The sequence below is a fragment of the Mesorhizobium sp. IMUNJ 23232 genome (assembly GCF_044326205.1).
Lineage (GTDB): Bacteria > Pseudomonadota > Alphaproteobacteria > Rhizobiales > Rhizobiaceae > Kumtagia.
This window is the reverse complement of sequence record NZ_JBIRCY010000063.1, coordinates 1-24636: the sequence shown is the minus strand read 5'-3', so window position 1 is coordinate 24636 and position 24636 is coordinate 1. Positions and strand designations below refer to the sequence as shown.

Annotated in this window: 19 protein-coding genes and 5 pseudogenes; 10 read left to right on the top strand and 14 right to left on the bottom strand. The window is 57.5% G+C overall.

The genetic code is table 11. From position 1 onward, the window contains the following. Window positions 1-18 precede the first annotated feature (18 nt). On the bottom strand, window positions 19-1344 hold the full coding sequence (locus tag ACH196_RS30940; protein WP_396650690.1) for a reverse transcriptase domain-containing protein: 1326 nt from the start codon (window positions 1342-1344) through the stop codon (window positions 19-21). Window positions 1345-1511: 167 nt separating this feature from the next. Continuing rightward, window positions 1512-1844 carry a helix-turn-helix domain-containing protein gene (locus tag ACH196_RS30935; protein ID WP_396650689.1) on the bottom strand — a complete coding sequence of 111 codons (333 nt, stop codon included), beginning with the start codon at window positions 1842-1844 and terminating at the stop codon, window positions 1512-1514. Between the two features lie 161 nt (window positions 1845-2005). Between ACH196_RS30935 and ACH196_RS30930 the strand changes: the two genes are divergently transcribed. Continuing rightward, the gene (locus tag ACH196_RS30930) at window positions 2006-2425 is read left to right on the top strand and encodes a hypothetical protein (protein WP_396650688.1); all 420 of its coding nucleotides are present in this window, start codon (window positions 2006-2008) and stop codon (window positions 2423-2425) included. Window positions 2426-2450: 25 nt separating this feature from the next. On the opposite strand, the gene ACH196_RS30925 is transcribed toward ACH196_RS30930, so the two are convergent. After that, a complete protein-coding gene (locus tag ACH196_RS30925) occupies window positions 2451-2777 on the bottom strand; it encodes an Arc family DNA-binding protein (protein WP_396650687.1) in 327 nt (108 codons plus the stop codon). Between the two features lie 279 nt (window positions 2778-3056). On the opposite strand from ACH196_RS30925, the gene ACH196_RS30920 reads away from it, so the two are divergent. Together ACH196_RS30920 and ACH196_RS30915 are read left to right on the top strand one after the other, a co-directional pair. After that, window positions 3057-3272 (top strand): hypothetical protein, encoded by a 216-nt coding sequence (locus tag ACH196_RS30920; RefSeq protein WP_396650686.1) that lies wholly within the window; start codon window positions 3057-3059, stop codon window positions 3270-3272. Continuing rightward, window positions 3269-4306, top strand: a complete 1038-nt coding sequence (locus ACH196_RS30915; protein WP_396650685.1) for a tyrosine-type recombinase/integrase — start codon at window positions 3269-3271, stop codon at window positions 4304-4306. Before ACH196_RS30920 ends, ACH196_RS30915 begins: the two co-directional genes overlap by 4 nt. Before the next feature lie 321 nt (window positions 4307-4627). On the opposite strand, the pseudogene ACH196_RS30910 reads toward ACH196_RS30915, so the two are convergent. From ACH196_RS30910 to ACH196_RS30900, 3 genes and pseudogenes are all read right to left on the bottom strand, one after another. Beyond that, window positions 4628-5130, bottom strand: a pseudogene (locus tag ACH196_RS30910) (bile acid:sodium symporter); the annotation flags it as partial. Beyond that, window positions 5117-5405: pseudogene (locus ACH196_RS30905) on the bottom strand (IS6 family transposase); the annotation flags it as partial. The pseudogenes ACH196_RS30910 and ACH196_RS30905, both read right to left, overlap by 14 nt. A gap of 495 nt (window positions 5406-5900) precedes the next feature. Further along, entirely contained in the window at window positions 5901-7166 is a 1266-nt protein-coding gene (locus ACH196_RS30900) for an MFS transporter (protein WP_396650684.1), read from the bottom strand. Here ACH196_RS30900 and ACH196_RS30895 point away from each other — a divergent pair. The 4 genes and pseudogenes from ACH196_RS30895 to ACH196_RS30880 all read left to right on the top strand — a co-directional run. Then, window positions 7165-7353: pseudogene (locus tag ACH196_RS30895) on the top strand (GntR family transcriptional regulator); the annotation flags it as partial. The gene ACH196_RS30900 and the pseudogene ACH196_RS30895 sit on opposite strands and share 2 nt — an antisense overlap. Window positions 7354-7500: 147 nt before the next feature. Next, complete coding sequence (locus tag ACH196_RS30890) at window positions 7501-8568, top strand: PLP-dependent aminotransferase family protein (RefSeq protein WP_396650703.1); 1068 nt, start codon at window positions 7501-7503, stop codon at window positions 8566-8568. A 62-nt stretch (window positions 8569-8630) separates the two neighbouring features. After that, window positions 8631-8831, top strand: a pseudogene (locus ACH196_RS30885) (GntR family transcriptional regulator); the annotation flags it as partial. A 570-nt stretch (window positions 8832-9401) separates the two neighbouring features. Continuing rightward, a pseudogene (locus ACH196_RS30880) lies at window positions 9402-9576 on the top strand (LLM class flavin-dependent oxidoreductase); the annotation flags it as partial. Between the two features lie 298 nt (window positions 9577-9874). Here ACH196_RS30880 and trpB read toward each other — a convergent pair. Together trpB and ACH196_RS30870 are read right to left on the bottom strand one after the other, a co-directional pair. Next, the gene (trpB, locus tag ACH196_RS30875; RefSeq protein ID WP_396650683.1) at window positions 9875-11089 is read right to left on the bottom strand and encodes a tryptophan synthase subunit beta; all 1215 of its coding nucleotides are present in this window, start codon (window positions 11087-11089) and stop codon (window positions 9875-9877) included. Between the two features lie 124 nt (window positions 11090-11213). After that, the gene (locus ACH196_RS30870; protein WP_396650682.1) at window positions 11214-12356 is read right to left on the bottom strand and encodes an aminotransferase class V-fold PLP-dependent enzyme; all 1143 of its coding nucleotides are present in this window, start codon (window positions 12354-12356) and stop codon (window positions 11214-11216) included. A gap of 540 nt (window positions 12357-12896) precedes the next feature. Here ACH196_RS30870 and ACH196_RS30865 point away from each other — a divergent pair. Beyond that, window positions 12897-13349, top strand: coding sequence for a MarR family winged helix-turn-helix transcriptional regulator (locus ACH196_RS30865; RefSeq protein ID WP_396650681.1), 453 nt, complete (start codon window positions 12897-12899; stop codon window positions 13347-13349). 434 nt (window positions 13350-13783) lie between these two features. Here the strand turns inward: ACH196_RS30865 and ACH196_RS30860 are convergent, their stop codons facing one another. The 5 genes from ACH196_RS30860 to ACH196_RS30840 form a co-directional block, all read right to left on the bottom strand. After that, a complete protein-coding gene (locus tag ACH196_RS30860) occupies window positions 13784-15097 on the bottom strand; it encodes an MFS transporter (RefSeq protein WP_396650680.1) in 1314 nt (437 codons plus the stop codon). A 60-nt stretch (window positions 15098-15157) separates the two neighbouring features. Further along, window positions 15158-16462 carry an acetylornithine deacetylase gene (gene argE, locus ACH196_RS30855; protein WP_396650679.1) on the bottom strand — a complete coding sequence of 435 codons (1305 nt, stop codon included), beginning with the start codon at window positions 16460-16462 and terminating at the stop codon, window positions 15158-15160. Window positions 16463-16639: 177 nt separating this feature from the next. Continuing rightward, window positions 16640-16930, bottom strand: a complete 291-nt coding sequence (locus ACH196_RS30850) for a hypothetical protein (protein WP_396650678.1) — start codon at window positions 16928-16930, stop codon at window positions 16640-16642. Window positions 16931-16935: 5 nt separating this feature from the next. Continuing rightward, window positions 16936-18825, bottom strand: a complete 1890-nt coding sequence (locus tag ACH196_RS30845; protein ID WP_396650677.1) for a hydantoinase B/oxoprolinase family protein — start codon at window positions 18823-18825, stop codon at window positions 16936-16938. Between the two features lie 111 nt (window positions 18826-18936). Continuing rightward, window positions 18937-21039 (bottom strand): hydantoinase/oxoprolinase family protein, encoded by a 2103-nt coding sequence (locus tag ACH196_RS30840; protein ID WP_396650676.1) that lies wholly within the window; start codon window positions 21037-21039, stop codon window positions 18937-18939. Between the two features lie 463 nt (window positions 21040-21502). On the opposite strand from ACH196_RS30840, the gene ACH196_RS30835 reads away from it, so the two are divergent. Next, the gene (locus ACH196_RS30835) at window positions 21503-22204 is read left to right on the top strand and encodes a GntR family transcriptional regulator (protein WP_396650675.1); all 702 of its coding nucleotides are present in this window, start codon (window positions 21503-21505) and stop codon (window positions 22202-22204) included. Window positions 22205-22316: 112 nt separating this feature from the next. Here the strand turns inward: ACH196_RS30835 and ACH196_RS30830 are convergent, their stop codons facing one another. Further along, window positions 22317-22811 carry a MarR family transcriptional regulator gene (locus tag ACH196_RS30830; RefSeq protein ID WP_396650674.1) on the bottom strand — a complete coding sequence of 165 codons (495 nt, stop codon included), beginning with the start codon at window positions 22809-22811 and terminating at the stop codon, window positions 22317-22319. A gap of 693 nt (window positions 22812-23504) precedes the next feature. On the opposite strand from ACH196_RS30830, the gene ACH196_RS30825 reads away from it, so the two are divergent. Continuing rightward, complete coding sequence (locus tag ACH196_RS30825; protein WP_396650673.1) at window positions 23505-24227, top strand: SDR family oxidoreductase; 723 nt, start codon at window positions 23505-23507, stop codon at window positions 24225-24227. Window positions 24228-24636 lie beyond the last annotated feature (409 nt).

Sequence of the window (24636 nt, the reverse complement as noted above, 5' to 3'; positions counted from 1 at the left end):
ACTGCCCCACACCTTCGCCTATGAGGCGTAGAGTTCCCAGTCGGTGTTCGGTGTTTTTTTCGCGAGTGCTATGATCTGAGCAGCTGACTGGCCTGTAGCGAGCGCAAGTGTCTCGATGCGCTCCATTAGCTCCTGCTCGTGCTCGGTCGCGTCATCCGCGTGAGAAAAGGTTCTGAGCCATGAAAGAATGTGATGAGCAAGCCCAACAGCAGCTGTCATGGCGTCGAGCGATACCCATTGTTTCCCTTGATCCACATTGAACTTGTCGACTATCCGATCAAGTTCCTCGGCGGTCCAAGCCATAATCTTGTGAATGTTGGCTTGAGACACCGTCACTTTTAGGGTGCCGTCTGGCTGCTCGGCGAAAGCATGGCCGAGAAACTCCACCCCTGATTGGAACGAGCCGCTCGATTTCTCCAGCAGCTCGAAATGACCGACGGGCATCTCCTTGAGTGAGGATGTCAGGGCGTTCTTAGCCTTTGAACCCTTTTCAGGCGACTGCGCCAACACGAGAAAGTCGTCCACGTAGTTCAGGAACCAGGCGCCCTTGGGCAACTGCGGTTCGAGCTTCGACATGAAGAAGTTCGTTATTGCTGACGAGCAGGCCGAACCCTGCGGCAAGCCGCGTTCGGCGATGAGTGTAAGATAATTGTGGAGTGTGTCCTGTAGGTGCTTCTCCTCCTGGGTGAGCGTCTGGCCTTGGAGTTTGTAATGTGTGCCTATCACTACGTGCCTTGTGACGTCCTTAGATATCGGCAACGCTTGGATAATAGCCTGATGATCGAAACTGTCAAAGAAATGTTTTATGTCCATTCGCACCGTGTAGGTGTATCCCGCGGCATGAAGCTGACGGATTTTCAATATAGCGTCGCCTATACCTCGTCCCTTTGTGTCGTATTGGAATGGCTTCGACTGCGCCTGGGCATTGATCATGTCCGCGACAAGCGCCTGCGCCGCTCGATGGCGTACGCCGAAGTCACAAAAGTACCGATAACCGCCGTTTGATTTCTTTTTGAGATATACGCGAACTGCCTCGTCAATCGGCTTATGTAATTTTAGCCCCGCCGCAATTTGCTCGTATTGCGGTACCTCCAATTTCTTCTCGTAGCTGAGCCTCTTGGCCGCCCGGATTATAGCATCGAGCCGGACTAGAGATGCGCCGATGTATGCAGCTTGGGCTTGCGAAGTCTGCCAACCCTTTCCAGCCTTCTTTAACTTGATACGGAGCTTGGCCCGACGCTTGGCCGCCTTAACCACGGTGGCCAAGACATCCCCAATCGTCTTGTTCGTCGTCCAGCCGTGCGGGAAGTGGGTATTTCCGATCCAAAGAGGCTCCTTGCTCATTCCGTCCTGCATGCTTCAAAAGCCCTACCAGCAGTGACCTGTGGGTCCCCACTGCCAACATTGTTGAACCTCTTAGCGAGGATTGCCTCGCTTGGGTGTGCAAAGAGCCGGCGATCCGACGGCAGCCGTTCGTGCAATTATTGCACAGGAACCGCAGGGAAGGACCGTCATCGTCGTCTCAGCACGGCATCCACAACTCCCGAAATCCACTCCAAATCTGCGTCACCGAGCACAGCAAGTCTCGTAACGAGGCCATTCAAAGGTTCCCGGTTTAGGACCTCTTTGGATCCTTCAATCGTAAACAGCTCCCCCGGATCAATTTTGAGGACCGTTGCGAGCCGCTCAATCAGGGCAAACCGGGCGCCAGTGGCTCCAGTCTCGATCTTTGAGATCATATCGACGCTCACCCCAGCCTGTTCCGCAAGCTCCTGCTGCGTCAGTCGGTGCGCTTTTCGGTGGAGTGCCACCAGGTTGCCAAACCTCTCCCGCAGATCGACCATATCGCCTCCTGCTGGTGCAGTAGGCGAGGTTCGCGCCGGAGGGCATCGACGCTAATTACGGAATTGTGAATTTCCGTAATTTACTTGCATGACGAGCTTACAAATTGAAGAATGTGCGACGGCTCAGGTTTTGGGCCGTTCAGACGTTTGGAGAAAGTCCGATGAAAAATCTTGCCGCGGGGCTTCTAGGATTTGCCCTTGCCACAACGATTGGGATGGTTAGCGCTCACACTGAGGTCCGGAAATACAACGCACGCCTGCTGTCTAGCGAAGAGCCAATGATCGGGTGTTCAACGCCAAGGATTTTGGAAAAAGCGTTAAATCTCATGGCAGCCAAGAGACCCGACCTCGTAGAGCGCCTTGACTGCATAACCCTTCCCGCACCAGCCTCAGTCATACACATAGATACGATGGGGAGCCTCAAAGAGGTGGTGTGGGAGCACGAGGGCGAACCGATCACGTTGTGGGTGTTGGGTGCCTATTTTTTGAACGAACGCGACCGCACCGTGCTGCGGAAATGCGGTCCGGGAATGACAGAATGCTCAACGTCCACGAAAATGGAATTTGTAGAGAGCCCTTAAGTATTGACCGAAGTTCGGATGGAAATCAGCACCGGCTGATCCCTTCAATCTTGTCCTTCAACGCATTGATGTCGGTGCGGAGTTGGTTCTGCGCGTCCACCAAAAGCCGCACGGTCGCCTCCAGCTGTTCCGTCTTCCACTGGAGGCCGGTGTTGGAGCCGCTGGCAAACTCGCCCTTTGCCTCAGCTTCCAGGCTCCATTCGAGGCGGTGAAAAATCTCGGCTGAGAGGGACCGCCCATTCCCCCTCGCTATCTCATTGAGACGGTCCCTCATGTCAGAACCATTTGGGAAGCGGAGTAGCAGTTGCTGCCCCTCACGCTTGCGCTTCTCGTGTTCCATACCAGGCTTCATATCCATCCATATCCTTTGTATATTGACGATGCCATATCCGATGTATATATCTGGATAGCAAAATCCACAATAAGGAAGGATCAGACGATGACTGCTGAGCCGCAGCGGAAGCCGCTCCTAGTTCCGCTTACCCCTGAAATTAGGCTTTGGCTCAAGGACCGAGCGATTGAGCAGGGCCGGAGCATGTCCGGCGAAATTCTCCAGATTTTAAAGGCGGTCAAATCTGAGAACGAAACATCAAGGCCCGCAAAGACGACCGAATGAGCAAAGGCTAGCGCAATGGAATTTGTAAAAACTCTCCTCAAATTCAAACCAGTTGGCTCCTCTAAACACAGCCCTATCGCGATCAAAAAAGTGATCAAGAGCGCAGAAAACATGGGTTTTGCAGTCACGGGGATTAAGGCCAACCCGGATGGCTCTTTCTTCGTCGAGACTGCGAAAGATGGCAAGGCAGCCGTCCCTGGCAACTACTGGGACAAGGTGCTGCCTAAATGAAGTTGAAGAAACCCAAATACGTTCACCAATTCGTCGATAGCCGAGGGAAGCCCCGCAACACCTTCCGCCGGGCCGGACAGAAGACGGCTTCGCTTCCGTGGCCGATGTATACCGAAGCATGGTGGAAGGCATATCACGCGGCGTTGGCAGGCACCCCGGAGCAAAAACCCAGCGCGGGCGCGTCGAAGTCCGTGTCCGGGACCATTAACGCACTCATTGCAGAATACTATCAGTCGAGCGCTTTCACGTCGAAAGCTCCGACAACCCGATCGACGTACCGCAACCAGCTTGAAGCCTTCCGTAAATTTCATGGCGACGGTCCTGTGCGGGAGATCAAGACTAAGCACATTGACGCAATCCTTGGCGAGATCGCGAAGAAGTCCACAGCTCAGGCGCACAAGCTCAAAAAGCGCCTTACCACGCTACTCCGGCTGGCGGTAAAATGGGGGTATCGCGAAGACAACCCAATGTTGAATGCCGAGCGCGTTCAGCACAAGGCAAAGGGATATGAGACGTGGGACGAAGAAGACATCGCTAAGTTCCGTGCATTTTGGAAAGTAGGGACGCCACAGCGTATTGCCATGGAAATCCTCCTCTACACCGGATTACGCCGCAGTGACGCCGTTCGGCTGGGACCCCAGCACATAAGGGACGGCAGGATCGTTATCACAGCCAGAAAAACGGGGGCACAGCTTTCGATCCCCATTCACTCCGACTTTCAGGCGGTGCTCGACACAATCATTCATGACCACCTCGTCTTCATCGCGACGGCCTACGGCGCAGCACGATCAGAATTCGCTTTTACGAACTGGATCATAGAAGCAGCAAAGGAGGCTGGACTTCCTCCGCATCGTTCCCCGCACGGTTTGCGCAAGGCGACTTGTGTACGGCTGTTCGATGCCGGGTGCGATGTGTTCGAGATCATGGCCATTACGGGCCATCGGGACATCAAGGAAGTCCAAACCTACATAGCGGCGGGCAACCAAAAGAAGAAATCTCAGGCCGCCATTACCAAGGCTTACGGGGCATCGTGAGAACGCCCGAAGAACAGAATTTGGCTAACGGCATGACCCGGTTAGTCAAAAGCGCACGCAAACCCTTGATTTCATTGGAGACGAATATGAGGATGGTGGGCCCGGAGGATGTACGAAGAACGTTGATTTCATTGGATTTTTCGTGGGCTAGAATCAGAAATATTCCCGTATCGTTCCGTCTTATTCCGCGCGGCAGCCGTGAGGGCAGCGCTTGCCAGAACGATGGCGGCGGCGGCCTCCCTAGCGGAATTGATCGGCAATATTGAAGACCAGAAAAACGTCCTGCGGCGCCGGAGCTTCTTGCGATATACGCAAACCCAACTAAGCCACCGAAGCCGTAGGCTCGGCTTGCGGCATGGCGGACCGGTGCGCCGCGCTGGCATATTTGTGGGCGATCGTGGCCCAGACCATGAGCTGTATCTGATGGAAGAGCATCAGTGGCAGAACGATCGCGCCGACGCCCTGGCCGGCAAGATGACGTTGGCCATCGGGACGCCGCTCGCCAGGCTCTTCTTCGAGCCGCAGAAGGTGATCGTGATCTGGTCGGCCTTGTCGAAGCCGAGAAACCGGCTGCCATAGGTCGTCAACGGAAGCACCAAGCCGAGCAACACCATGTCAGCGACAACGACCAGGGCGATGTCGCGCAGCGAGAACATGTGTCAGAACCCTTCGGCGACGGCCGTGCTGAAGGCCAGATAGACGACCATCAGGATCGAGCCGCGGTCGACAGGCATCAGCAGGGTCTTGCGAGAGCGTATCCAGTTGCCGATCCGCGGTTCCAGCAGCTGTCCGAGCGCAAAGGGCAGGAGCAGTTGCACCAGCACCGTCGATGGCGCGATAGAGATAACCACTTGCCGCGGACCTTGATGTAGGTTTCGTCGAGATGCCATTTGCGGGTAACTGTTCGCTTGCGCCTGTTGAAGCGCTCCAGCAGTTCTGGCGAGAAACGAACGACCCAGCGATGCACGGTGGAATGATCAACGCTCAAGCCGCGTTCGGCCATCATCTCTTCCAGATCGCGCAGGCTCAGCTTGTAGGCCAGGTACCAGCGCACGCACAGCAGGATCACCGACTGCTCGAAATGGCGACCCTTGAACATTGCGTGCCCCTCCAAAGCTGAGGAGCGTTCCATGCCACGGTCCGCTTACCGAAAAGTTTGCGACACAGCCATGCACAGAGTTGGCAGTTGGATCGGGCGTCACAAGCGCCATCCTCCCTATAGGCAATAATGCTGACTTTGTAATTGCTCACCCCCTGCCTCGCAGATGCCGATCTGGATAGCAATCTTAGACCATCCGAGGCGACAAGGCGTAACGCTTGCGAATCGAACCGCGGACAAGGCCAGCATGATGAGACGGCAGAATGCTGCATCACCCTCAAAAGACCGTCATCAGATCGATTCTTGGGTGGGGGGTGAGCAATTACCTGACTTTTGTATCAAGACACACCACCCTTGAATTTTCAGGGAAAATCCTGGACACGGTAGGGATTCGAACCGAGGATATCGGAATTTGCAGTCCTCTGCGTAGCCAGTCCGCCACGAGGCCGTAATGTTGAGCCTATCATACGACAGTTAACCGACTTCACATCGGCCTCACGCCGATCGTTTCAGCATCAGACTGGCGATCGCGATATTGACAGCGACCAGGCCGATCATTGCCAGCAATGCGGCGTCAATGCCGCGCGCGGCAATGAGACTCCCGCCGATATAGGGAAACCCGAACTGCCCGACGAAATAGCCGAGCGTGAACACCTGCGAGGCCACCGGCACCGACAGGTTCCGTTCCCCGGCCAGATTGACCACCATCGCATTCAGTGTCGAATAGGTGAGGCCATACCCGGTCGCGAACAGGATGGTGGCTGCGATGTAGAGCGTGACGTTTCCTCCGTTCACCGTAAGAAGTCCGATTCCTGCCAAGGTCACCAGAAAGAGCGTAAGGGCGAGAGGACCGAGCGGCAGTTTGCCGATCAACGATGCACCCGAGAAGCGTAAGGCGACCGTGGTGACGGTGAAGGTCAGGAAGAAAATATCCGGCGCGAGGTCGCGTGATTGGGCATAGAGGCTCTGGAATATAGAGAGGCCGGCGAAGATACAGGCGGCAATGCCCATCATCATGACCGGCAGGACTGTCCTGGCCCGCAGGATCGAGAAGACTGCTTTGAGCGAAAGGGCAACGGCGTGCATCGGGAGCTGGGGTTGGCTTTTGATCGTCTGCCGGATGAACAGCACGAGCGCCGCCGCCAGGACGCAAAGAACGCCATAGCAGGCATAAGCGGCGCCTGGCCCGCCAAAGCGGCCAGCGACGAAGCGGCCGAGCGGGGCGGCAATGCCGAGGCCGAGCATCTGCGATCCGGACAGCAGCATCAGTGCCTCCAGCCGCGAAGCTGGCTTCAGGCAATGGATGAGCTGGATCGGGGCGAGCATGTAGAACAGCGCCCAGCCCAAACCAAGCAGCAGCCCTCCGGCATAGGCGAAGGGCAGACCGCCGGTGCCGGTCAGGGCAAAGCAGGTCATGGCCCCGGCCATGACCGCTACCGAAGCGGACACTAGGACTATGATACCTGCGCGTTCCGCCATATGCCCGGCGAACAACGCGCCGACCAGCGTGGCGAGAATGCCGGCGCTGATTACCGAACCGGCCATCGTACCCTCATATCCGACCGATTGCAGCAAGTCGGAAAGCAGGAAACTGGACCCGTAGGCCATTGAGTGCACGAAGGCGGCGAGGAGATAAGGGACAAAAACGCTCACCGGCAACCTGTCGGCAAGCATGTCGGCGGTGATGACCTGAAGGGCCGGGTTTGAGACCGGCGAAAGCGTTTCCGCTGCTAACTGAGAAGTGTTATCTGTATCTCTCATGAAAAGAGATAACAGTCTTTCCGTCGTTATTCAATCGCTCCGCGAGGCCATCGCAGTCGCCCGCCCTGGCGACCGGCTTCCATCGGTTCGCGAACTGCTTCACGAGCATCGTGTCAGCCCCAAGACCGTCGAGCGCGCTTTTGCCCAATTGGCGAGTGAAGGACTGATCGAGCCGCGCCCTGGTCAGGGAACCTTTGTTCGTCCGCCGTCGGACGACAGAGCGAAGGAAGCCGATTTCTCCTGGCAATCGGCCGCCCTTGGCTCTGCGCGCGGCGGCGACGGCATCATGCAAGCGTTGACCACGTTGCCCCCGGCCGGGAGCCTCGTTCTTAGCATGGGTTATCTGCCCCCTGAGCTTCAGCCCACTGACCTTCTCGCAAGCGCCTTGCGGCGAGCCGCAACGCGCTCCGAACTATGGGATCGCCTGCCGGTCGAGGGTCTGGAATCGCTGCGCGGCTGGTTCGCGCGCGAGGTCGGCCGTGGCGCTGTTTTCACGCCGAATGACGTAATCATTTATCCCGGAGGACAGGCGGCCATCGCCTCGACCTTCCGGGCGCTCGTACCGCCCGGCCGCCCCGTTCTGGTTGAAACGCCGACCTATACCGGCGCGATCTCGGCGGCACGCGCGGCGGGCCTCGAACTCATCCCGGTCCCGATGGACGAACATGGCGCTCAGCCGGGTCTGCTGGCCGATGCGTTTCGGCGGACGGGTGCGCGAGTCTTCTACAGCCAGCCGACATTTTCCAATCCCAGTGGCGCGGTGATGCCGGCAACACGCCGCGCCGCCATCTTGGCCGCCGTCGAGGAAGCCCGCGCATTCGTGATCGAGGACGATTGGGCGCGTGACTTCGACCTTGCCAACGCGGCCCCCGAACCGCTCGCCGCGACCGACCGGGACGGGCATGTCATCTATATCCGATCGCTGGCGAAGTCGGCCGCGCCAGCCTTGCGGGTTGCGGCTGTGATGGCGCGCGGGGCGGCGCTGGCGAGGCTGAAGGCGATGCGTGGATGTGACGATTTCTTCGTCTCCGGCCCCTTGCAAGCGGCGGCCCTGTCGGCGGTCACGGCACCGGCTTGGAGGCGTCACCTCCAAAAGGCACGCGCCGCCCTGGTCGAACGACGCGACACGCTGGTTTCAGCCCTGAAATCCGAGCTAGGGGACAGGATTGCATTCCGGGTTCCTCAAGGTGGCATGCACCTATGGATACGCTTGCCGGACCATATCTCCGATACAGGGCTTGCCGCCGAAATGGCCCGGCGGGGTGTCGTTGTAGGTCCTGGCCGTGCGTGGTTCCCGGCCGATCCAGACGGGTCTTTCCTGCGGCTGACCTTCGCCGGCACGACCGCTACTCTCGTCGAGGGGGCAAAGCGTCTCGGGGGAGCGATCCGGAAAGAAAGCTAAACCTGACGCAAAAATCCCGAGTTTTGTCGCGTTTTTGCGCCTGACTTCTGCAGCGCCGCAGAATTGGGACTTTAGCGAAACATCACGTCTGCCTCCATCGAAAACACAGTCGCTTGTATGACGAGGTGCTGGTTCGGCTGCGCAACTACATCGTGGAGGGAAATCTAGTCGACGGCGCACGCATTCCAGAAGCCGAGCCCTGCCAACTGTTCGGTGCCTTGCGCACACCGCTGCGCGAGACGCTCAAGGTGCTCGCCGCCGAATGCATCGAATGGCGCAGTCACGCCAAGAGCGAAAACCCTGCTCTTTGGCAGCGCGGTTTTGTGCGCTTTTCTAATTGAGTCTTAGACCGGAAGGTTCTCAGGGCAGTACAGCGTGATGAGCACATTTGGAAGTCGGGGCAAGGTGATCCATGGCGCGCCGACAAAGCCGAGTTTCTCCAGAGCAAACCCTACGGCAAGGCGAGCCTGATATTCTGGGTTTTGATCGATAACAGTGCCATGATCCCTGACTTGAGCAGCTCTTTCGTGCGTCGGTGAGCTCGTGGCCTACGAAGATTGGGCGCCGTTCAGGTGTCAAGGCAGTGATTGCGGATGCCACACCGCGGTTGCCCGCACCAACGTTGTAGATCGCGACTGCCAATAGCGGACGTTTAGTCTAGGGCTTGAATTGACGTTAGCGTGGTCGCGACCAACGGCACCTACGTATGCTGAGCCGCGTGTTGTTCCTGAGGAAATTTCCAAAATCAGACGCGTTTTTGGAATGAAGTAACTCTACAGTTTGATGGCCTAATGTTGGATGCCGACGTCGCGCGGCAGAGTGGTGGAAGGCTCTGGATTGCCGAAATGGCGCTGGCGCCCCTCGCGAAACGGCTGCGATTCCTGGTCGCGGTGCAGCCCGGCCTGCAGTCCCCGACGCTCGCCGCGCGTATGACGGCGGCGCTCGACCGCATCTCCGACGGACACCTGCTCATCAAGGTGGTCACTGGCGGCGACCCGCTGGAGAACACCACCGACAGCGTTCTGATGACGCGCGCCCATGGTTGGGCGTTCGTGCACCCGATACGCAAGCTCTGGTTTAACACTTGCGCCTGCGACGATAACGTCTTCCTTTATGACTTGCTCGAGAATGCAATTCGAGGGAGTCCGGCCAATCGCTACCCGGTCTCGGCAGAACGATGAGTGAGTTCTGTCCAGGGAGGGTCACCAGCGTACCCCTCGTCAGCGGGTATCGGCATCGAATTCAGTCTGTCCCGCGCCAGGGGAGTGGCAACGAGCGTGCTCATGTTACCCAAATTGTCAGCCGCTCATATCTCGCGCCCGAGATATCGGGCGACGGAATGCACGTCTTTGTCGCCGCGGCCCGACAAATTCACGACAACAATCCCGTCTCGGCCAAAGTCGCGAGCGATTTCCGGCAAGCGCGCCAGTGCATGCGCCGATTCGATGGCCGGCAAGATGCCTTCAAGTTCGGCAAGCAACTGAAAGGCTGCCAGGGCTTCATTGTCTGTCGCGGTGACGTAGCTGGCTCGGCCTATGTCGTGAAGCCAAGCATGTTCAGGACCGATTCCAGGATAGTCTAGGCCGGCCGAGATCGAATGAGCCTCGTGAATCTGTCCGTCGGCATCTTGCAGCAAATAGGTCTTGTTGCCGTGCAGCACTCCCGGACGTCCGCCATTGATGGCAGCCGCGTGGCGGCCCGTTTCGATCCCGGAGCCGGCGGCTTCAACCCCAATGATCTGGACGCCTTCATCTTTCAGGAATGGATGAAAGAGCCCCATCGCGTTCGAGCCTCCGCCCACACACGCGACAATGGCATCCGGCAGTCGCCTCTCCAATTCCAATATTTGTTCGCGCGCTTCCCGGCCAATAACTGACTGAAAGTCTCGAACCATTGCAGGATAGGGATGGGGTCCGGCCACCGAACCGATCAGATAGTAGGTGTCGTGAACGTTCGTTACCCAATCGCGAATAGCTTCATTCATGGCGTCTTTGAGCGTCGCTGAGCCTGCGGAGACGGGCCGAACCTCGGCGCCCAACAGGTTCATGCGAAACACATTGGGCTTTTGCCGCTCAATATCCACCGTGCCCATATAGACGATGCAGGGAAGTCCAAACCGAGCGCAAACCGTTGCGGTGGCAACGCCATGCTGGCCAGCTCCAGTCTCCGCTATAATGCGTGTTTTCCCCATTCGCCGGGCGAGCAAGATCTGGCCGATGCAACTATTGATCTTATGGGAACCGGTATGATTGAGTTCTTCACGCTTCAGGTAGATCTTGGCTCCACCATAGTGACTTGTCAGCCGCTCCGCGAAATAGAGTGGACTGGGACGCCCAACGAAATAGCGTAGATAGCTACGGAAAGCCGCTTGAAATTCGTCATCTTCCTTCGCCTCTCCGTATGCCGCGTCGAGCGACAACACCAAAGGCATCAGAGTTTCGGGAATGTAGCGGCCACCGTAGTCACCAAAATAACCCTTGGAATCAGGATAGCTGTCGAAATCGTTCGGAATGACGGACATGTTAAACTCATGTTCGGTTAAAAATATTGCGCCGCGACAGTAGCGCTATGAGCATTTTCTCTCGTTTGGCTCAGGGTGACGGCTTACCGCCCTCAGCAAAACCCAGGCCTTTGATAGACAAGGGTCACACCCGCAGATCCTTGTTGGACTCAAGGGCGGACAGTAGCCGATCTACGTCGTCATTGTTGTTGTAGAAATGGAAGCCTGCGCGGACATTGCCATCCCGGCAGGACGTCACAATACTCCGCTCCGTCAGTTGAGCAACCAAACGGTTGGCGTCCTTAGAGCGTATGGCCACCATTGGACCGCGCCGATGGTCGTCTCGTGGGGTCGCAATCTGCCACCCAGCACTGGACAACCGGTCAATACAGCGTCCGGTCAGGTCGCAAAGATAGGACCCGATCGCGGCAGGTCCAACCTCTTGGATGATATTGAGTCCAGCCTCAGCGGCGTAGAGAACGGGAACCGCTGGCGTACCGGCTTCAAATCGCTTGGCGGTAGTCGATGGCGTGTTGGCGAAGATGTCCATCGCCCCAAAATCAGCTTGTGCATACCAACCAGAAGCCGTTGGCGACAATTCCCTGATCAAGCCCTCCCGCACATAGAGGAAACCGAGACCAGCGCTACCGATGAGATACTTCATCATTCCGCCAACGGCGATATCGACGCCGAGCTTCTTGACATCGACCTCTTCCGTTCCGACCGACTGATAGCAGTCGAGAATGACGAGAGCCCCGTATCGCCTGGCAATCTCTACAATTTTCTCAACCTCGAGCTTCGCACCGTTTCGATAGCAGACGTGAGATATCGAGACGATCTTTGTCCGCTCATCGATCAGTTCTTCGAAGTGCTCGGCTGGAATGTAACCGTCCTGCCCTTCTTTCACGTGTTCAATACGAGCTCCACGCAATGATTGCGCATGCCAAATCTGCGCGCTCGTTGGAAACTCGAAATTGCTCAGCACGATCTTGTCGCGTCCATCGGCAAAGTTGAGTGCGCTCGCGATCGCATTGATCCCTGCCGACACGGAGGCGGTCAGGGCGATCTCGTCAGCCGAACTGCTGATCAAATCAGCGATGCTTTTCCGGACAGCCTCGTAGCGGCCGAGCCATCCATCCCACTCGGCGCCATACTTTACTCGGTCGGCGAGGTAGGCGTGGTACGCCTGTTCCACATCGGTGGAGAGCAGGCCGTATGAGCCGCTGCTCAAATAGACCTTGTACGAGAGAGTTGGGAACCGCGACCGTAACGCACCAAAGTTGACCATATTCCCTCCTAACATACCGTGCCTGCAGTTCATCCATCGATCGCACCCGTCGCGAGCCGCGCGACCAACTACGCGCATCGAATAGAAGTCGAAATCATATGTAATAGAATGCTTTTTAGAGCAAGGCGGTAAAAGTCCTATTTGATGCTGAAACGACCGAGATCGTATCTTACACCTACCCTCAAGCCCTTTAAATATCATAGGAAATTGCCTCCCTGACCGCTGCATCGAGGGCCTTCACTTGAGGTGTTGACAGTCAAGCCATGCGGTGATTTGTCTTGGAATTGAAGGTCCGAATTTCGCTTTCTACGGGGTGTTCATTCCCGACGTTGATGGGCCGGCGTAGCCATCAATCTACGCTGACCCGTTCGAGCGGGTTGAGGCGGGATTGTCCAAGGGGCAGCTTGCGATTCCTCGTGTGCATAACCAGGAGCGTTCAGCTGAAATCACGGCAACCCGCGCTACCACTTTGCTAGCAAGCGAACTCTGGGCCGAACGAGAGGTTGGCATTGCGCGACCCGCCCGTTGAAGAGGTGAGTAATGGACATCACGTCAGAGCTGGAAAAGGGAGACTATTGGTTGGACGCCTTTCTTCCCTACCTGCTTTATCGAGTAACGATGAAGTCAAATGCCATGATGCTTGCTACTGTTCGTCGTCAGGGAATAAATCCGTCACAGTGGAGAGTTCTGGCGGTCCTGAAATCTTATGGGACTCTTTCCATGAGTGCGATTGGCGAACTCACATGCATGGAACAACCGACTATAAGCCGCATCATAAGTCAGCTTGAGGAGACTGACCATGTTGCACGCCGCCTGTCTGCGGCCGATGCCCGCGTTGCGGAAATAAGCCTGACCGCCAGAGGCGAAGGGACGTTCAAGAAAATTGTTCCGGCAGCACTTCGTCATCAGGAAAGGGCAGTTGACGGACTCAGCCGCAAGGAATTGGCAGAACTTGTTAAGCTTCTGTCCAAGATTGAGCACAACATCATGTGACCTGATTGAGTCGAGCCCCTTATGGGGAAACGCTGCTGGACCGGCGGCTATCACGAGCGCCGCTTCGGCACGACGGTGAAGGCAGACAACATCCGCATCTCCAATAGTGAGCCCGGCCACTGGGTGCCCTTACCGATCAACTGCACCCGCGGACTCAGATAGGAACATGCGTTCCCCAACGCTTCGGTAGCGGTAGCGAGGCACGGGCCGGTATCCGTGTTTCAATCCGCGCCGCTCATCTCGGCGACAGAATATCCGAAGAGGTCTTTGCCATGGTCGAAATTGTCGGAGAGACGGAGAAACTGGCGGCGTGGAAAGACACTGATCCACTTTTGACCACGGCGCCAGACCGTTTCTCGTCGAATGCGACCACCATTTCGCATTTGCTGGCTCCAATCTCACATTAGGGCCGATTGATCCATCTCACTCAACCCTTACGCTGCTCTGCCAGCGGACAGAGTGGGAGCGGCAACCAGAAGCACGGCGGCAATGACGCACGCGGTCGCAATGCCATAAAATACCAGGTCAGTGCTTCCCAGATACTGCTCTGAAAGGCCCATTATGTATGGCCCGAGGAATGCGGCGACGCCTGCGCAAACATTGATCAGCGCAAAACCCGCCGCTGCGATTTTTCCGTCAATGAAGCTAGAGGCATGCGCCCACAGGAGAGGCGTTATGCCAATGAGCAATGCGGTTGCGATGATGACTCCACTCATTCCCACAAATGCGACTTGGTGAAAGAGAGGACTCACGGTGAGCGCGATAGCGCCGATGACGAGGATTGTGGCAATGTGCCATTTACGATCACCAACATAGTCCGAGCTGCGTCCTAGCGCGTACATGGCGGCTGCGGCGATTAGATACGCAATGCTTGAAAGGAACCCGACGGTTTGGAGGTCTTGAAAACCGGCGTCCCGGATTATCGTCGGCATCCAGAACACGCCAAGGTAGATACCCAGGTTGGCCGCCCCCAAGATCAATCCGAGCAGCCACACTCTGCCATCTTGGAAAACGGTCCAAACGCTCGAATGCGCGTGCCCGGCAACTGCTTTGGCGCCTACCTGTTCCGACAGCTTCGCCCGTTCTTCAGCACTCAACCACTTTGCGCTGGAAGGTCCGTCGCTCAGACGCAAGAACAAAAGTCCGCCCAGCAGGATGGCGGGTATTCCCTGCAAGAGAAACAGCCACTGCCAACCGCGAAGGTGCGCGACGTCGTTCAGATGAGACATGATCCAGCCGGAAAGAGGCCCAACGATGAAACCACCGATGGCTGAGCCGGCCGCGAAGACTGAGAAAACCCGTCCCCGTCGGTTCTCAGGATACCAGAGCGTCAGATAATAGATCACCCCCGGGAAAAAGCCCGCCTCGGCAACGCCCAGCAGAAAGCGCAGAAGGTAGAACGACGCTGGCGTCTTCACAAACATCATGAGGATCGTAATCACCCCCCATGTGATCATGATCCGCGCCAGCCACGCCCGGGCGCCGATGCGATACAGGATGAGATTGCTAGGAATCTCAACAACGATAAAGCCCAGGAAGAAAATGCCTGCTCCCAAGCCATAGGCCGCCGCACTAAACTGCAGATCGTCCATCATCTGCAGCTTAGCAAAGCCGATATTAACGCGATCAATATAAGCGATTACATATCCGACAAAGAGTAAAGGTATTATCTTCCAAGTAATCTTTCTAAAGAGTTTATCCAGTACGTCGGTGCTTACAGCACGTGGCGCCGAAGCTATCGCTACCATCGCAAATCTCCCATTTGCTAACGTCTATTTTCTCACATGAGGTATTTTTGCAGGCACGAACTATGTCGACAGCCTGTCAACCAACCGGTGAACAAAGTTCTCGCAAACCGCCAACTGCTCCAGAGTCACATATTCATCCGGCTGGTGGGCCTGATTGATGCTGCCCGGCCCGCAAATCACGCTGGCTATCCCGATCTGCTGGAAAAAGGGGGCTTCTGTTCCATAGGCAACCTTGCGGCGCTCAGTGTCGCCTGTTAGGTCCAAGGCAAGCCTGAATATATCTTCCCCATCCGTGGTATTGAGGCCGGGATTTGCAAGCAACTGCTCGAAATCAATCGACGCCCTGGAATCGACGGCTTTCATCTTCGGAATCAATTCTTCAGATGCAAAACGCTTGATCTCATCTATGAAGTAGTCGCCGGATAAACTGGGAAGGAAGCGGTACTCGAAGTAAAATTCGCAGACCGCCGGGATGATATTGTTCCACGTCCCTCCCTGGATCATGTTGACCGACATCGTGGAGAAGGGAACGTCGTAGCCATCTTCCCGCGCGCCGCTCTGCCTTTCTTTTTCCGCAAGTTGATGAATGAAGGTGATGAGACGCGCTGCGTATTCGATCGAGTTGACTCCGATCGGCGTCAACGAGGAATGGGCGGAAACCCCCGTCACGCGGCAACGGTAGATTCGACCACCCTTGTGGGCTAAGATCACGCGCATGTCGGTTGGCTCGCCGACGATGCAGCCAATCGGCGAAACGCCAGCTTTCTTGATCTCCTGGACTAGCCCCGGCACACCCAAGCAGCCGACCTCTTCGTCGTAGGTCAGCGCGCAATGAATTGGCTCCCGCAGGCGAGCCTGGCTGAACCGATCTACATTCGCCAGAACCACCCCGACAAAGCCTTTCATGTCGCACGACCCGCGGCCGTAGAGACGACCATCTCGGACGTCCGCCTGAAATGGATCCGTGGTCCAAGCTTGACCGTCTACCGGCACCACGTCGGTATGACCTGAAAGCACGACGCCGCCCGGTCCATCGCCAAAAGTGGCGAAAAGGTTCGCTTTGGTTCCTTCAGCATTGAAATTGTACCGCAGCCGTGCACCGGCGTGCTCAAGTCGCTCGGCTGCCCAATGGATCAGGGCCAGGTTGGAATTGCGGGACGTCGTATCGAATGCGATGAGCTGTTCGATACACTTAATGACATCTGATGACGGTGACCGCATGTGCATTGCCCTTTCAACGGCGGGCCGCAACGCTACCCCGCCCGACAGGCCGAGCAGGACTCCAATTCCCAGTCCATGCTCGGACCGTCTTGGAAAGTTACATTCAATTTCATATGTTTTATGATGTTTTTCTGACCACGTCAACTGGCTGTCAACTGGCTAAAGGAACTTCTTCAAGGCTGCCGGATACGAGGCTGATTGATCGCGAACACGCATTTAGGAATTCGACATGCTTGTCCTCCCACATGCGCCGTCGCTCAGTGCGGTGCGCATCGGGAAACCTGGTCCAACGTGCGCCGTCAAATGCATGTGGACCTGGACTCAGTCGACGCTTTGCAAAGCCCAATGCCGATAGGATGGTTCATCCGTCGGCGCGATCTCAGTGGCGAGCAGGACATAGCAACCGGGACAGAAGACTTGGCGAAGGCCTATCGGCCGCTCAGTGAAATGTGACGCCGGGGCGCGCACCCCTGGCCCCGCATCCTGGGAAGGCCGCTCGCGACGGATGGCATTGGCCAAGGGATTCCCAACGCTCGTTCCCAATTGATGGTCGCAGTGGTTGCAGACGACATTTCCGTCCGATTGCAGCCGAACATTGTCATCAATCTTCATGGCACTCACTCCGCTGCCTGGTTCGAGACGGGTTCGCCGACGCGCTCACATCGGATTTGAGTGCGGCGACGGCGTGTAGCGGTCTCGTCCGCATTACCCTCGGCGTTCAGCAGTACGCCATAGACGTCGTTAGCCGCCCTCAGGGACACCTTGCTAGCCCCCACGTCGCGGGCGACGAGGACTGGATCTCGAAGAAGCGGGTCACCGTACCCCCCACCCCCCTGCCAGTGAGTATAGTAGACGTCCTGCTCACCGAGATGGGTTTCCAGATGCGCCTCGAGAATGTCGGCCGCGCCTCCAACCTCTTCCAGGGTGGAGGGGATACGTCCAGCCCCGAAAAGCTCAGCGACACGCGCATTGCGCTTGAGAACATCATACTGGGTGCCGGCAGGGTAGCCGCCGCTGACGCCTGTCGCCTGAGGCAACGCCTTGCCGGTCGCGGAGACGACGAGATGCACGCCGCCGATCGGAGAATCGTGCGGGATGAAGCAACTCGAGCCACCCATGCCACCACGGAAGCGGCCCGGGCCGCCCGAATCCATCTCCTCTCGCCGCCATAGATAGAGCATGGGGAAGCTGAATTCATTGATCTCGACGTCAGCGACACGACCCATCGGGATACAGTTGAGACCACCGGTATCGACCCCGTCCTGATCGACGCGTGCACCCAGACCGCCCGCCATGGAATCGCAGATCATCGTGACGAAGGGATTGCCGCGCTGGTCGAGCCCGGCGAGGACCGCGAGATCCCAGGTACCGCAGCACACGCACATCAGCGACTTTCGGTGGTCAGGATGAACGTCAAGCATGCCCGCGACGCATTCCGAAACCACGTTCTGGGTCGCCCAGGCGGATGCAACAGAGGCCTTGCCGATGCCGGCGGGGAAATTGCAGTTATTGATCGTGCCTGGTTCGCTGACGATGTCGAGGCACCGATACAGGCCGCCCGGTGACCACGGGATATCGCCACACAACATGGTCAGCACTATGGGCATGATGCCACCGCGCAAGCCGGCGAAGGTACAGTTGGCAAAACCTTCGGTTTCCTTATCCGTGCCGGTGAAATCGAACTTCAAACTGTCGCCGCGCTTCGTCATGGTGAGCAGGATCTTGTAGACATTGCGGTCGCTGTGGCGAAACGAATCCTGATGGGCGACCCCGCTCCACACCCCGTCCGGGAGCGATTGCAGCTTGGCGCGAAGTCTTGCCTCGGCATCGTTCATCATCCGCTTCATGACCGCCTTGACAGTTCGCGCACTGTATTTTGCGATCAGGGCGGTCAGGCGCTCCTGGGCGATGTTGTTGGCGCCGATCTTGGCGCGAAGATCCAGCGCGATGAGACGCGGCACCCGGGAGCGGCGAAGATACATGTCTTCGATGTCTGACCGGATGCTGCCAGCCTCGACGATTTTCACAGGCGGGATCGGCGTCGACTCCCAGAAGACGTCGCGCCCCTCGACCGACCAGCTTCCCGGCGAAACGCCTCCGAGATCGACCTGATGGCACACGACCGCGGTCCAGGCGAAGACCTCGCTATCATGAATGAGCGGCGCAAAGACCGTCACGTCGTTCTGATGCAGCCCGCCGCCGACCCAGGGATCGTTGCACAAGAACATGTCGCCGGCCTGGAAACCGGTTTGTCTGGAGCGATTTTCCAGCGTCCACTTCACGGCCATATCGACCGAAGCTGCAAGCTGCGTATTGTAGAGGCCGACGACGACCGAATCTCCACATTCGTCGAGAATGGTCGCGCCGAAGTCGTTGCAGTCCGTCACCACGACGGAACCCGACATGCGCTTCAGGCCGTCCCCCATCTCTCCGGCGATCGCGGCAAGACGGTGGCGGATAACCTCATAGGTCAACGGATCGATTATATCGATGTCCCCGTCGGACACGGTGTGCAACCTGACGCCGGAGGCGAGCTTCCTCGTCTGCTCAGCCGGTTTCGGCTGATATGCAAAACGCTCCGATCCTGCGATTTGAATGAGCGGCATGTTTTCCTCCCCTCAGGCCGAATTCGCGACGCGAATGATGAGATTGCCGTAGGTGTCCACGACGCCGGCGAAGCCTTCCGGCAGCGCGACGGTAGTAGTCGGCGTCTCGATCACAGCGGGTCCAGACAGCTTCGACCCGGAGCCCAAGGCGCGGTAATCGTAGATCGCCGTGTCCTGCCATCCCTTGCGTGTGTCGAGAAAAACCTTGCGGCTCGATGATGGAACCGGATCGGCAATCGCGCGCTCGTGCGCGGCGAGATCGGGCCGGATTGGAAGGATGCCGACAGCGCGCACCCTGTACGTGATGATCTGCAGGCCCGCGTCGCTGAATCCCGCGCCCTTGCCGTAGATGCGCTCGTAGAGCTGTTCGAAACTGGCGCCAATGCCGGCAATCTCCGCTTCCTCAAGCGCGCCGCCCGGGACAGGAGTCGTCACTTCCGCCATCTGCATCGTGTAACGCAGTTCGGCTTCCCGCTCGAAGACCACGTTTGCAAGGCGCAGCTTCTGCTGGATCAGGCGCTCGGCGAGTTCGGCCTCAAGCTTCTCGAAGTTGCCGTTGAGCGTGATTGGATCGACGGGGAAGTTGCTCGGGTCGGACATTTCCGCGGTTAGCACGATATCCGAGGACGCGAGCCCGTAGGCCGAGAACACCGCCGCGGTCGAGCCGAGCGGAACGACCACTTCGGACACCCCGAGATCGGCGGAGTAATTGACGGCATGGACCGGACCGGCTCCGCCGAACGAATAGAGCACGAAGTCCCGCGGATCGTGTCCGCCATTGACGACGACGCTGCGAACCAGGTCGGCTGTCTGGGCATTTTGGATGGCGTAGATCGCGGCCGCTCCCTGCTCCACGGTCAGGCCGAGTGGCTCGGAGATTTGGGTGCGGATCGCTTCGGCCGCGAGTTCCTTGGACAGCTTCTTGCGACCGCCGAGAAAATTGTCGCCGTTGATGATGCCAAGGACGAGGTCAGCATCGGTGACAGTTGGTTCGTGACCGCCTTCGCCGTAGCAGACCGGACCAGGACGGGCTCCGGCGCTACGCGGTCCGACGCGCAAATTACCTCCCCCATCGATCCAGGCGATCGCACCACCGCCGGCGCCGATGGTGCGAACGTCGACCATCGCCGTATTGATCTGATGCTGATGCAGCACGGTGGTTGTCGTGGTACTCGGTTTGCCATCGCGCACCAACCCCGCAAGGAAGGTGGTTCCACCCATGTCAGTGGAAATGATATTCTTGTGCCCGAGACGCTCGGCTAGACGCAGGCAGCCAACAACGCCACCGGTGAGAACGGATCCCAGAGTGCCGACGGCGTGTTTCGAGGCGTCGGCAGCCTGTACACATCCGCCAGAGCCCTGCATGATCAACAACGAGCCGTCGAATTTCTTGGCGCGCAATTCTTCTTCGAGCGGCGCTAGATATCCCTTCAACACCGGTCCGATCTGCGTGTTGATGATGGTCGTGGCGCTGCGGGTATATTCTCGTATGCGGGGGCTCGTCTCATGCGAGAGAGCTACATAGAGCTCGGCCGCCTCTTCCTCGACAATTTCGCGAATGCGTCGTTCGTGTACCGGGTTGCGAAACGCCCAGAGCAGCGAAACGGCAATCGCCCGAACACCGTCATCGTAGAGCTTTCTCACTGCGGCGCGCACGCCCTGCTCGTCAAGGGGAACGATGACCGCTCCTTTGTGGTCGATACGCTCGTCAATCTCGATCACATCCCGATGCGGCACCAGCGGTGCAGGTTTGTTCGTGCGCGAGATATTCTGAACGGCGCTCGGATCGAGGCCGGCATAGCGCCCCTCCAGATTCATGATCCGGATAGAATCGCCATGCCCGCGGGTGGTCAGGAACCCCACACGCGCCACATCGCCGGTGATGACGGCGTTGAGCGTCGAAGTCGTACCGTGGACAATGTATTCCGTCTTCGACAGCAACTCTTCCACGCTGCTCCCGATGGAGTTCGCCAGCTCCACCAGCACATTGATGAAGCCGCGCGAGAAATCGGGGGGCGTCGAGTGGGCCTTTGCGGACACCAGCATGCCGTCTGTGCTGGCGAGAAATCCGTCCGTGAAGGTGCCACCCGTATCTACGCCGATTGCATATGCCATAGAACCTCCCATTGCGATGTCTTTGGACAAACACATGCCCTCATGCGGGCGTACTCGCCGCTCGCATGGTCATCGATACATCGAGCCTGATTGCGGCAAGGCCGCATCCTCCTCAGAAAACAGACGATAAATGATGTTTTTGTCGTATGTCAATTATTTTATCGGTAAAAATGACCTTGATGTAGATCGGCGCTCGCAGAGCGAGGAGGAGGCGCCGTGCAATTGGCAATCCGTCGCGAACGGACCTTGGCATCTTTGGCGGAGCCAGCTCGTGCGTGCTTGTTTTACCCCACGGTCCGACTCGATCGTTTTGGATCCGAGAATGTGTTGGATGCCAAAGTGAGGTTGTGACAGTGCCCCTTGTCAGAAACCACATTCTCGTGAAAAATGTCGGTAAAAGCCGACTTTCTCGTTGATTTTTCAGGCCGTCAATGACACACCGTGGAAAATGGCTGTCACGAAGATGAACAAACTCGAAAGACCAATTGTCGACGTTGAGGATGAGAATGAAGGCTCATCCCAGGCCGTGGCCGCGTGGCAGATCCTGCGCGAAGACATATTGTCCGGCGAGCTTGCGCCCCAGACTCGGTTGCGAATTGGGATGCTCAACAGGAAGTATAAGATCGGGCCAAGCCCTCTTCGCGAAGCGCTTTCGCGGCTGGTCTCCGATAACCTCGTCGTCAGCCTTGACCGGCGCGGATTCATGGTTGTGCCGATGTCGCTTGCGGATTTCCGCGACCTTACGGACATGCGCAAAATGCTTGAAAAGCAGGCCCTCGAACAGTCGCTCAAACATGGCGACGAGAAATGGGAAGCGGCATTGGTGGCCGCGCTTTACCGGCTGGAACGGGTTCAGGAGCGTATTGATCGCGGCGACGCCACAGCTATCACTGAATGGGAAGCCCTGAACAAGGCGTATCACGATGCCCTAGTCTCTGCCTGCCCGTCCAGCTGGCTTCTCCGGCTCCGCGAGCAGGTTTATGTTTGCGCCGAGCGGTATCGCCGGATTTGCCTGTCCACCAAGAGTGTCGAGCGAAACGTCAAGCAGGAGCACGATCAGATCCGAACCGCGGCACTCAGGCGCGACATGCAAGCGCTCGCGCCGCTGATTGATCAGCATCTGGAACGGACTTTCAAAAAGGTGGCAACCAGCGGGAGGCTGTAACCGCAGCCGGCATGGACATAGCGTGGCCGATTGACGGTCCGCCTAGCTGTTGCTTGGCCGCCCATGGCTTGTCACGCGCCAATGTTTTCCTGCGTTCGCCAACCGCAATCGTTCAAGATTGATGGCGTCGACTAATCGCAATTTGAGCTGCTTGACCGTAAAGGCTCGCGAGCAAATCCATGCGCTTGCCTGTCTTTTCGAGATTGGCCACCCACTCATCGAGGGCGTCAAGCATCGGAGGCAGCGTCTCTCCACGGAGGGCGGCATACGCAGCGGCGGCGGCTTGTCCCTTTGCGGTTGTCCTATACCGTGTTTCCTTGCGAGATGAACTGCCTTCAGTCTCGATGAGGCCCGCCCGTACGAGCTTTCGCGTGGCATACTGAAGATTGGGAATGTCGACACGGTTAAGCAACTGCCCAACTTCCGAGAGCCGCTTCGGCTCGCTTCCGATGTTGACGACGTTAATGAGAGCGACATCGTCACCAGTAAGGGGCACCTCGCAGACCGCGGCAAAACATGCGGCTTTCCAGCGATAATACGCCTGAGTTAGCCGCTCCAACCTAAACTCAAAATCGGACAGCCGAGATTCGACATCGGAGCTCGCCAAGTGCGAAATTCCCGGCCTTGCGGCAAGGGGGGCCGGCTCTCGCTGCACTAAAGAATCGTCCCTTTCGTTGGGAGCGCTGTTTCGGACTGGTTTCAAAGGGATCTCCCCGATTCGCAGTTGCGCATGACGGTACTGCCGACTCTTCCCATTTACATGATATCGATCTTATATTAAAAAATTCAATGAGGAACGCACTATGCGTAAGAGGATTTGTCGTGCAATGGGGATAGGTTCGTTGGATGAGCGGTTTGGCGGGGCAGGATAACAGAAGAATGGATTAGTCGCTCGTTCTCACATGGCTCTGGAAGGGGCTTGCTAGCCCCGATTCGGAAGCCGAAAAAGGCCCGTGGGTTTTGCACCGAGAGTGTTGGTGCTTCAGCATCTTTTCGGTAATTGGAAGTCGGCTGAAGTTATTTCGGCACAAGTGCTCGTGCCGATGTTCGTCGCAGGATCTGCTGTCAGTCTTTGAGTGTGTCTCGTTGTCGGATTGTCCGAGGCGATCTCTCCACATGTTTTGCGACCACTTTACGCTGATTCTGTATGGAGATGTTTGTGGAATACCGCATGTCAACATCTCCGCCCACGATGCTCCCCGGTGCAGCATCTGGTCGCGGCGTTTCTCCCAGCTGACCTCGGGCCGGAGTAGGTCGCTGTCGTCAGGTTGTTGTCATTTTTCAAGCTAGAGGCGGTCGCATGACGCTACCCATCAAAGGATCCATCATCTTCATAACGGGGGCTACGGGGGGCGTTGGGCAGGCGCTGACCGCGGCCGTAGCTACGCGCGGTGCGGCCAAAATCTACGCTGCGGGTCGCAACGTTTCCGCGCTGGCAAACACGCCTGGCGTCATACCGATTAGGCTAGATGTCACCAGCGACTTAGAGGTTGACCAAGCCGCATCGATTGCCGCTGACGTCACGCTATTAATCAACAATGCCGGTGTAAACCACAACGCGACCTTCATGCGCACCCCAAATCTGCAAATCGCGCGCGAGGAAATTGAAGTCAATTATCTCGCACCGCTACGCATGACCCGAGCCTTTGCACCCGCTCTGATCAAAAACCGTGGCGCCGTGCTCAACGTTTTGGCATTGCTGGCAAGAGTCAACTTTCCGCTTATGGGGTCGTATTGCGCATCCAAAGCGGCAGCTCTTAGTCTCACTCAAGGCCTGCGCGCTGAACTCGCACCGAAAGGCGTTCGCGTTGTCGCGGCCCTGCCGGGCGCCATCGACACCCGTTTGACGGCGGACCTTGACATACCGAAAATGACGCCGGCCGAGGCTGCCGCGGGCATCCTTGATGGGTTCGAGGCTGGGGAAGAGGAAATCTATGTCGGCGAGATGGCGCGCAGCCTCGCAGAGCGTCTTGCGAGCGACGCAAAAGCAGTCGAACGTGAGCTAGCATCCGGACTGCTCTAGGATCATCTAGCTGGCAGATCGACCAGTTCGGGTTAGAAACGAACGGTTAGCGGCACAAGGGCTAGCGCTCGAGCCAGGCTGCCCTCTGCAATTTTCAGCGGCGCGGCGATAATCACTGATCCAGTGGGAGGCACCTGATCAGGATTGGTCAGGCATTGGAGGCCGCAGCGCCCGCTCCGTGAAAGTCATGGTGAGCGGGATAGCGCCGGCGCCACGCCCATACGCATGGACGAAACGCGCCGAGGTCAACTGTCCGATAGCCAGAAGCGTCTGTCACTTGATTGTAAGACCGTATGTCCGCCTCTGTAGGTGAGGTGGCTCGCCCTACACTGCGCGTCCGAGGGTTGCTCGGACGGGCCGAGCCGATCCTCATCACAGGAGGACGAGCCGTGGCAGATTATAGTGAGGC

What these genes read in the sequence shown, in the direction of transcription:
- ACH196_RS30940 (WP_396650690.1), bottom strand. Translation starts at nt 1,344, where the DNA reads ATGAGCAAGGAGCCTCTTTGGATCGGAAATACCCACTTCCCGCACGGC.
- ACH196_RS30935 (WP_396650689.1), bottom strand. Translation starts at nt 1,844, where the DNA reads ATGGTCGATCTGCGGGAGAGGTTTGGCAACCTGGTGGCACTCCACCGA.
- ACH196_RS30930 (WP_396650688.1), top strand. Translation starts at nt 2,006, where the DNA reads ATGAAAAATCTTGCCGCGGGGCTTCTAGGATTTGCCCTTGCCACAACG.
- ACH196_RS30925 (WP_396650687.1), bottom strand. Translation starts at nt 2,777, where the DNA reads ATGAAGCCTGGTATGGAACACGAGAAGCGCAAGCGTGAGGGGCAGCAA.
- ACH196_RS30920 (WP_396650686.1), top strand. Translation starts at nt 3,057, where the DNA reads ATGGAATTTGTAAAAACTCTCCTCAAATTCAAACCAGTTGGCTCCTCT.
- ACH196_RS30915 (WP_396650685.1), top strand. Translation starts at nt 3,269, where the DNA reads ATGAAGTTGAAGAAACCCAAATACGTTCACCAATTCGTCGATAGCCGA.
- ACH196_RS30900 (WP_396650684.1), bottom strand. Translation starts at nt 7,166, where the DNA reads ATGAGAGATACAGATAACACTTCTCAGTTAGCAGCGGAAACGCTTTCG.
- ACH196_RS30890 (WP_396650703.1), top strand. Translation starts at nt 7,501, where the DNA reads ATGGGTTATCTGCCCCCTGAGCTTCAGCCCACTGACCTTCTCGCAAGC.
- trpB (WP_396650683.1), bottom strand. Translation starts at nt 11,089, where the DNA reads ATGTCCGTCATTCCGAACGATTTCGACAGCTATCCTGATTCCAAGGGT.
- ACH196_RS30870 (WP_396650682.1), bottom strand. Translation starts at nt 12,356, where the DNA reads ATGGTCAACTTTGGTGCGTTACGGTCGCGGTTCCCAACTCTCTCGTAC.
- ACH196_RS30865 (WP_396650681.1), top strand. Translation starts at nt 12,897, where the DNA reads ATGGACATCACGTCAGAGCTGGAAAAGGGAGACTATTGGTTGGACGCC.
- ACH196_RS30860 (WP_396650680.1), bottom strand. Translation starts at nt 15,097, where the DNA reads ATGGTAGCGATAGCTTCGGCGCCACGTGCTGTAAGCACCGACGTACTG.
- ACH196_RS30850 (WP_396650678.1), bottom strand. Translation starts at nt 16,930, where the DNA reads ATGAAGATTGATGACAATGTTCGGCTGCAATCGGACGGAAATGTCGTC.
- ACH196_RS30840 (WP_396650676.1), bottom strand. Translation starts at nt 21,039, where the DNA reads ATGGCATATGCAATCGGCGTAGATACGGGTGGCACCTTCACGGACGGA.
- ACH196_RS30835 (WP_396650675.1), top strand. Translation starts at nt 21,503, where the DNA reads ATGAACAAACTCGAAAGACCAATTGTCGACGTTGAGGATGAGAATGAA.
- ACH196_RS30825 (WP_396650673.1), top strand. Translation starts at nt 23,505, where the DNA reads ATGACGCTACCCATCAAAGGATCCATCATCTTCATAACGGGGGCTACG.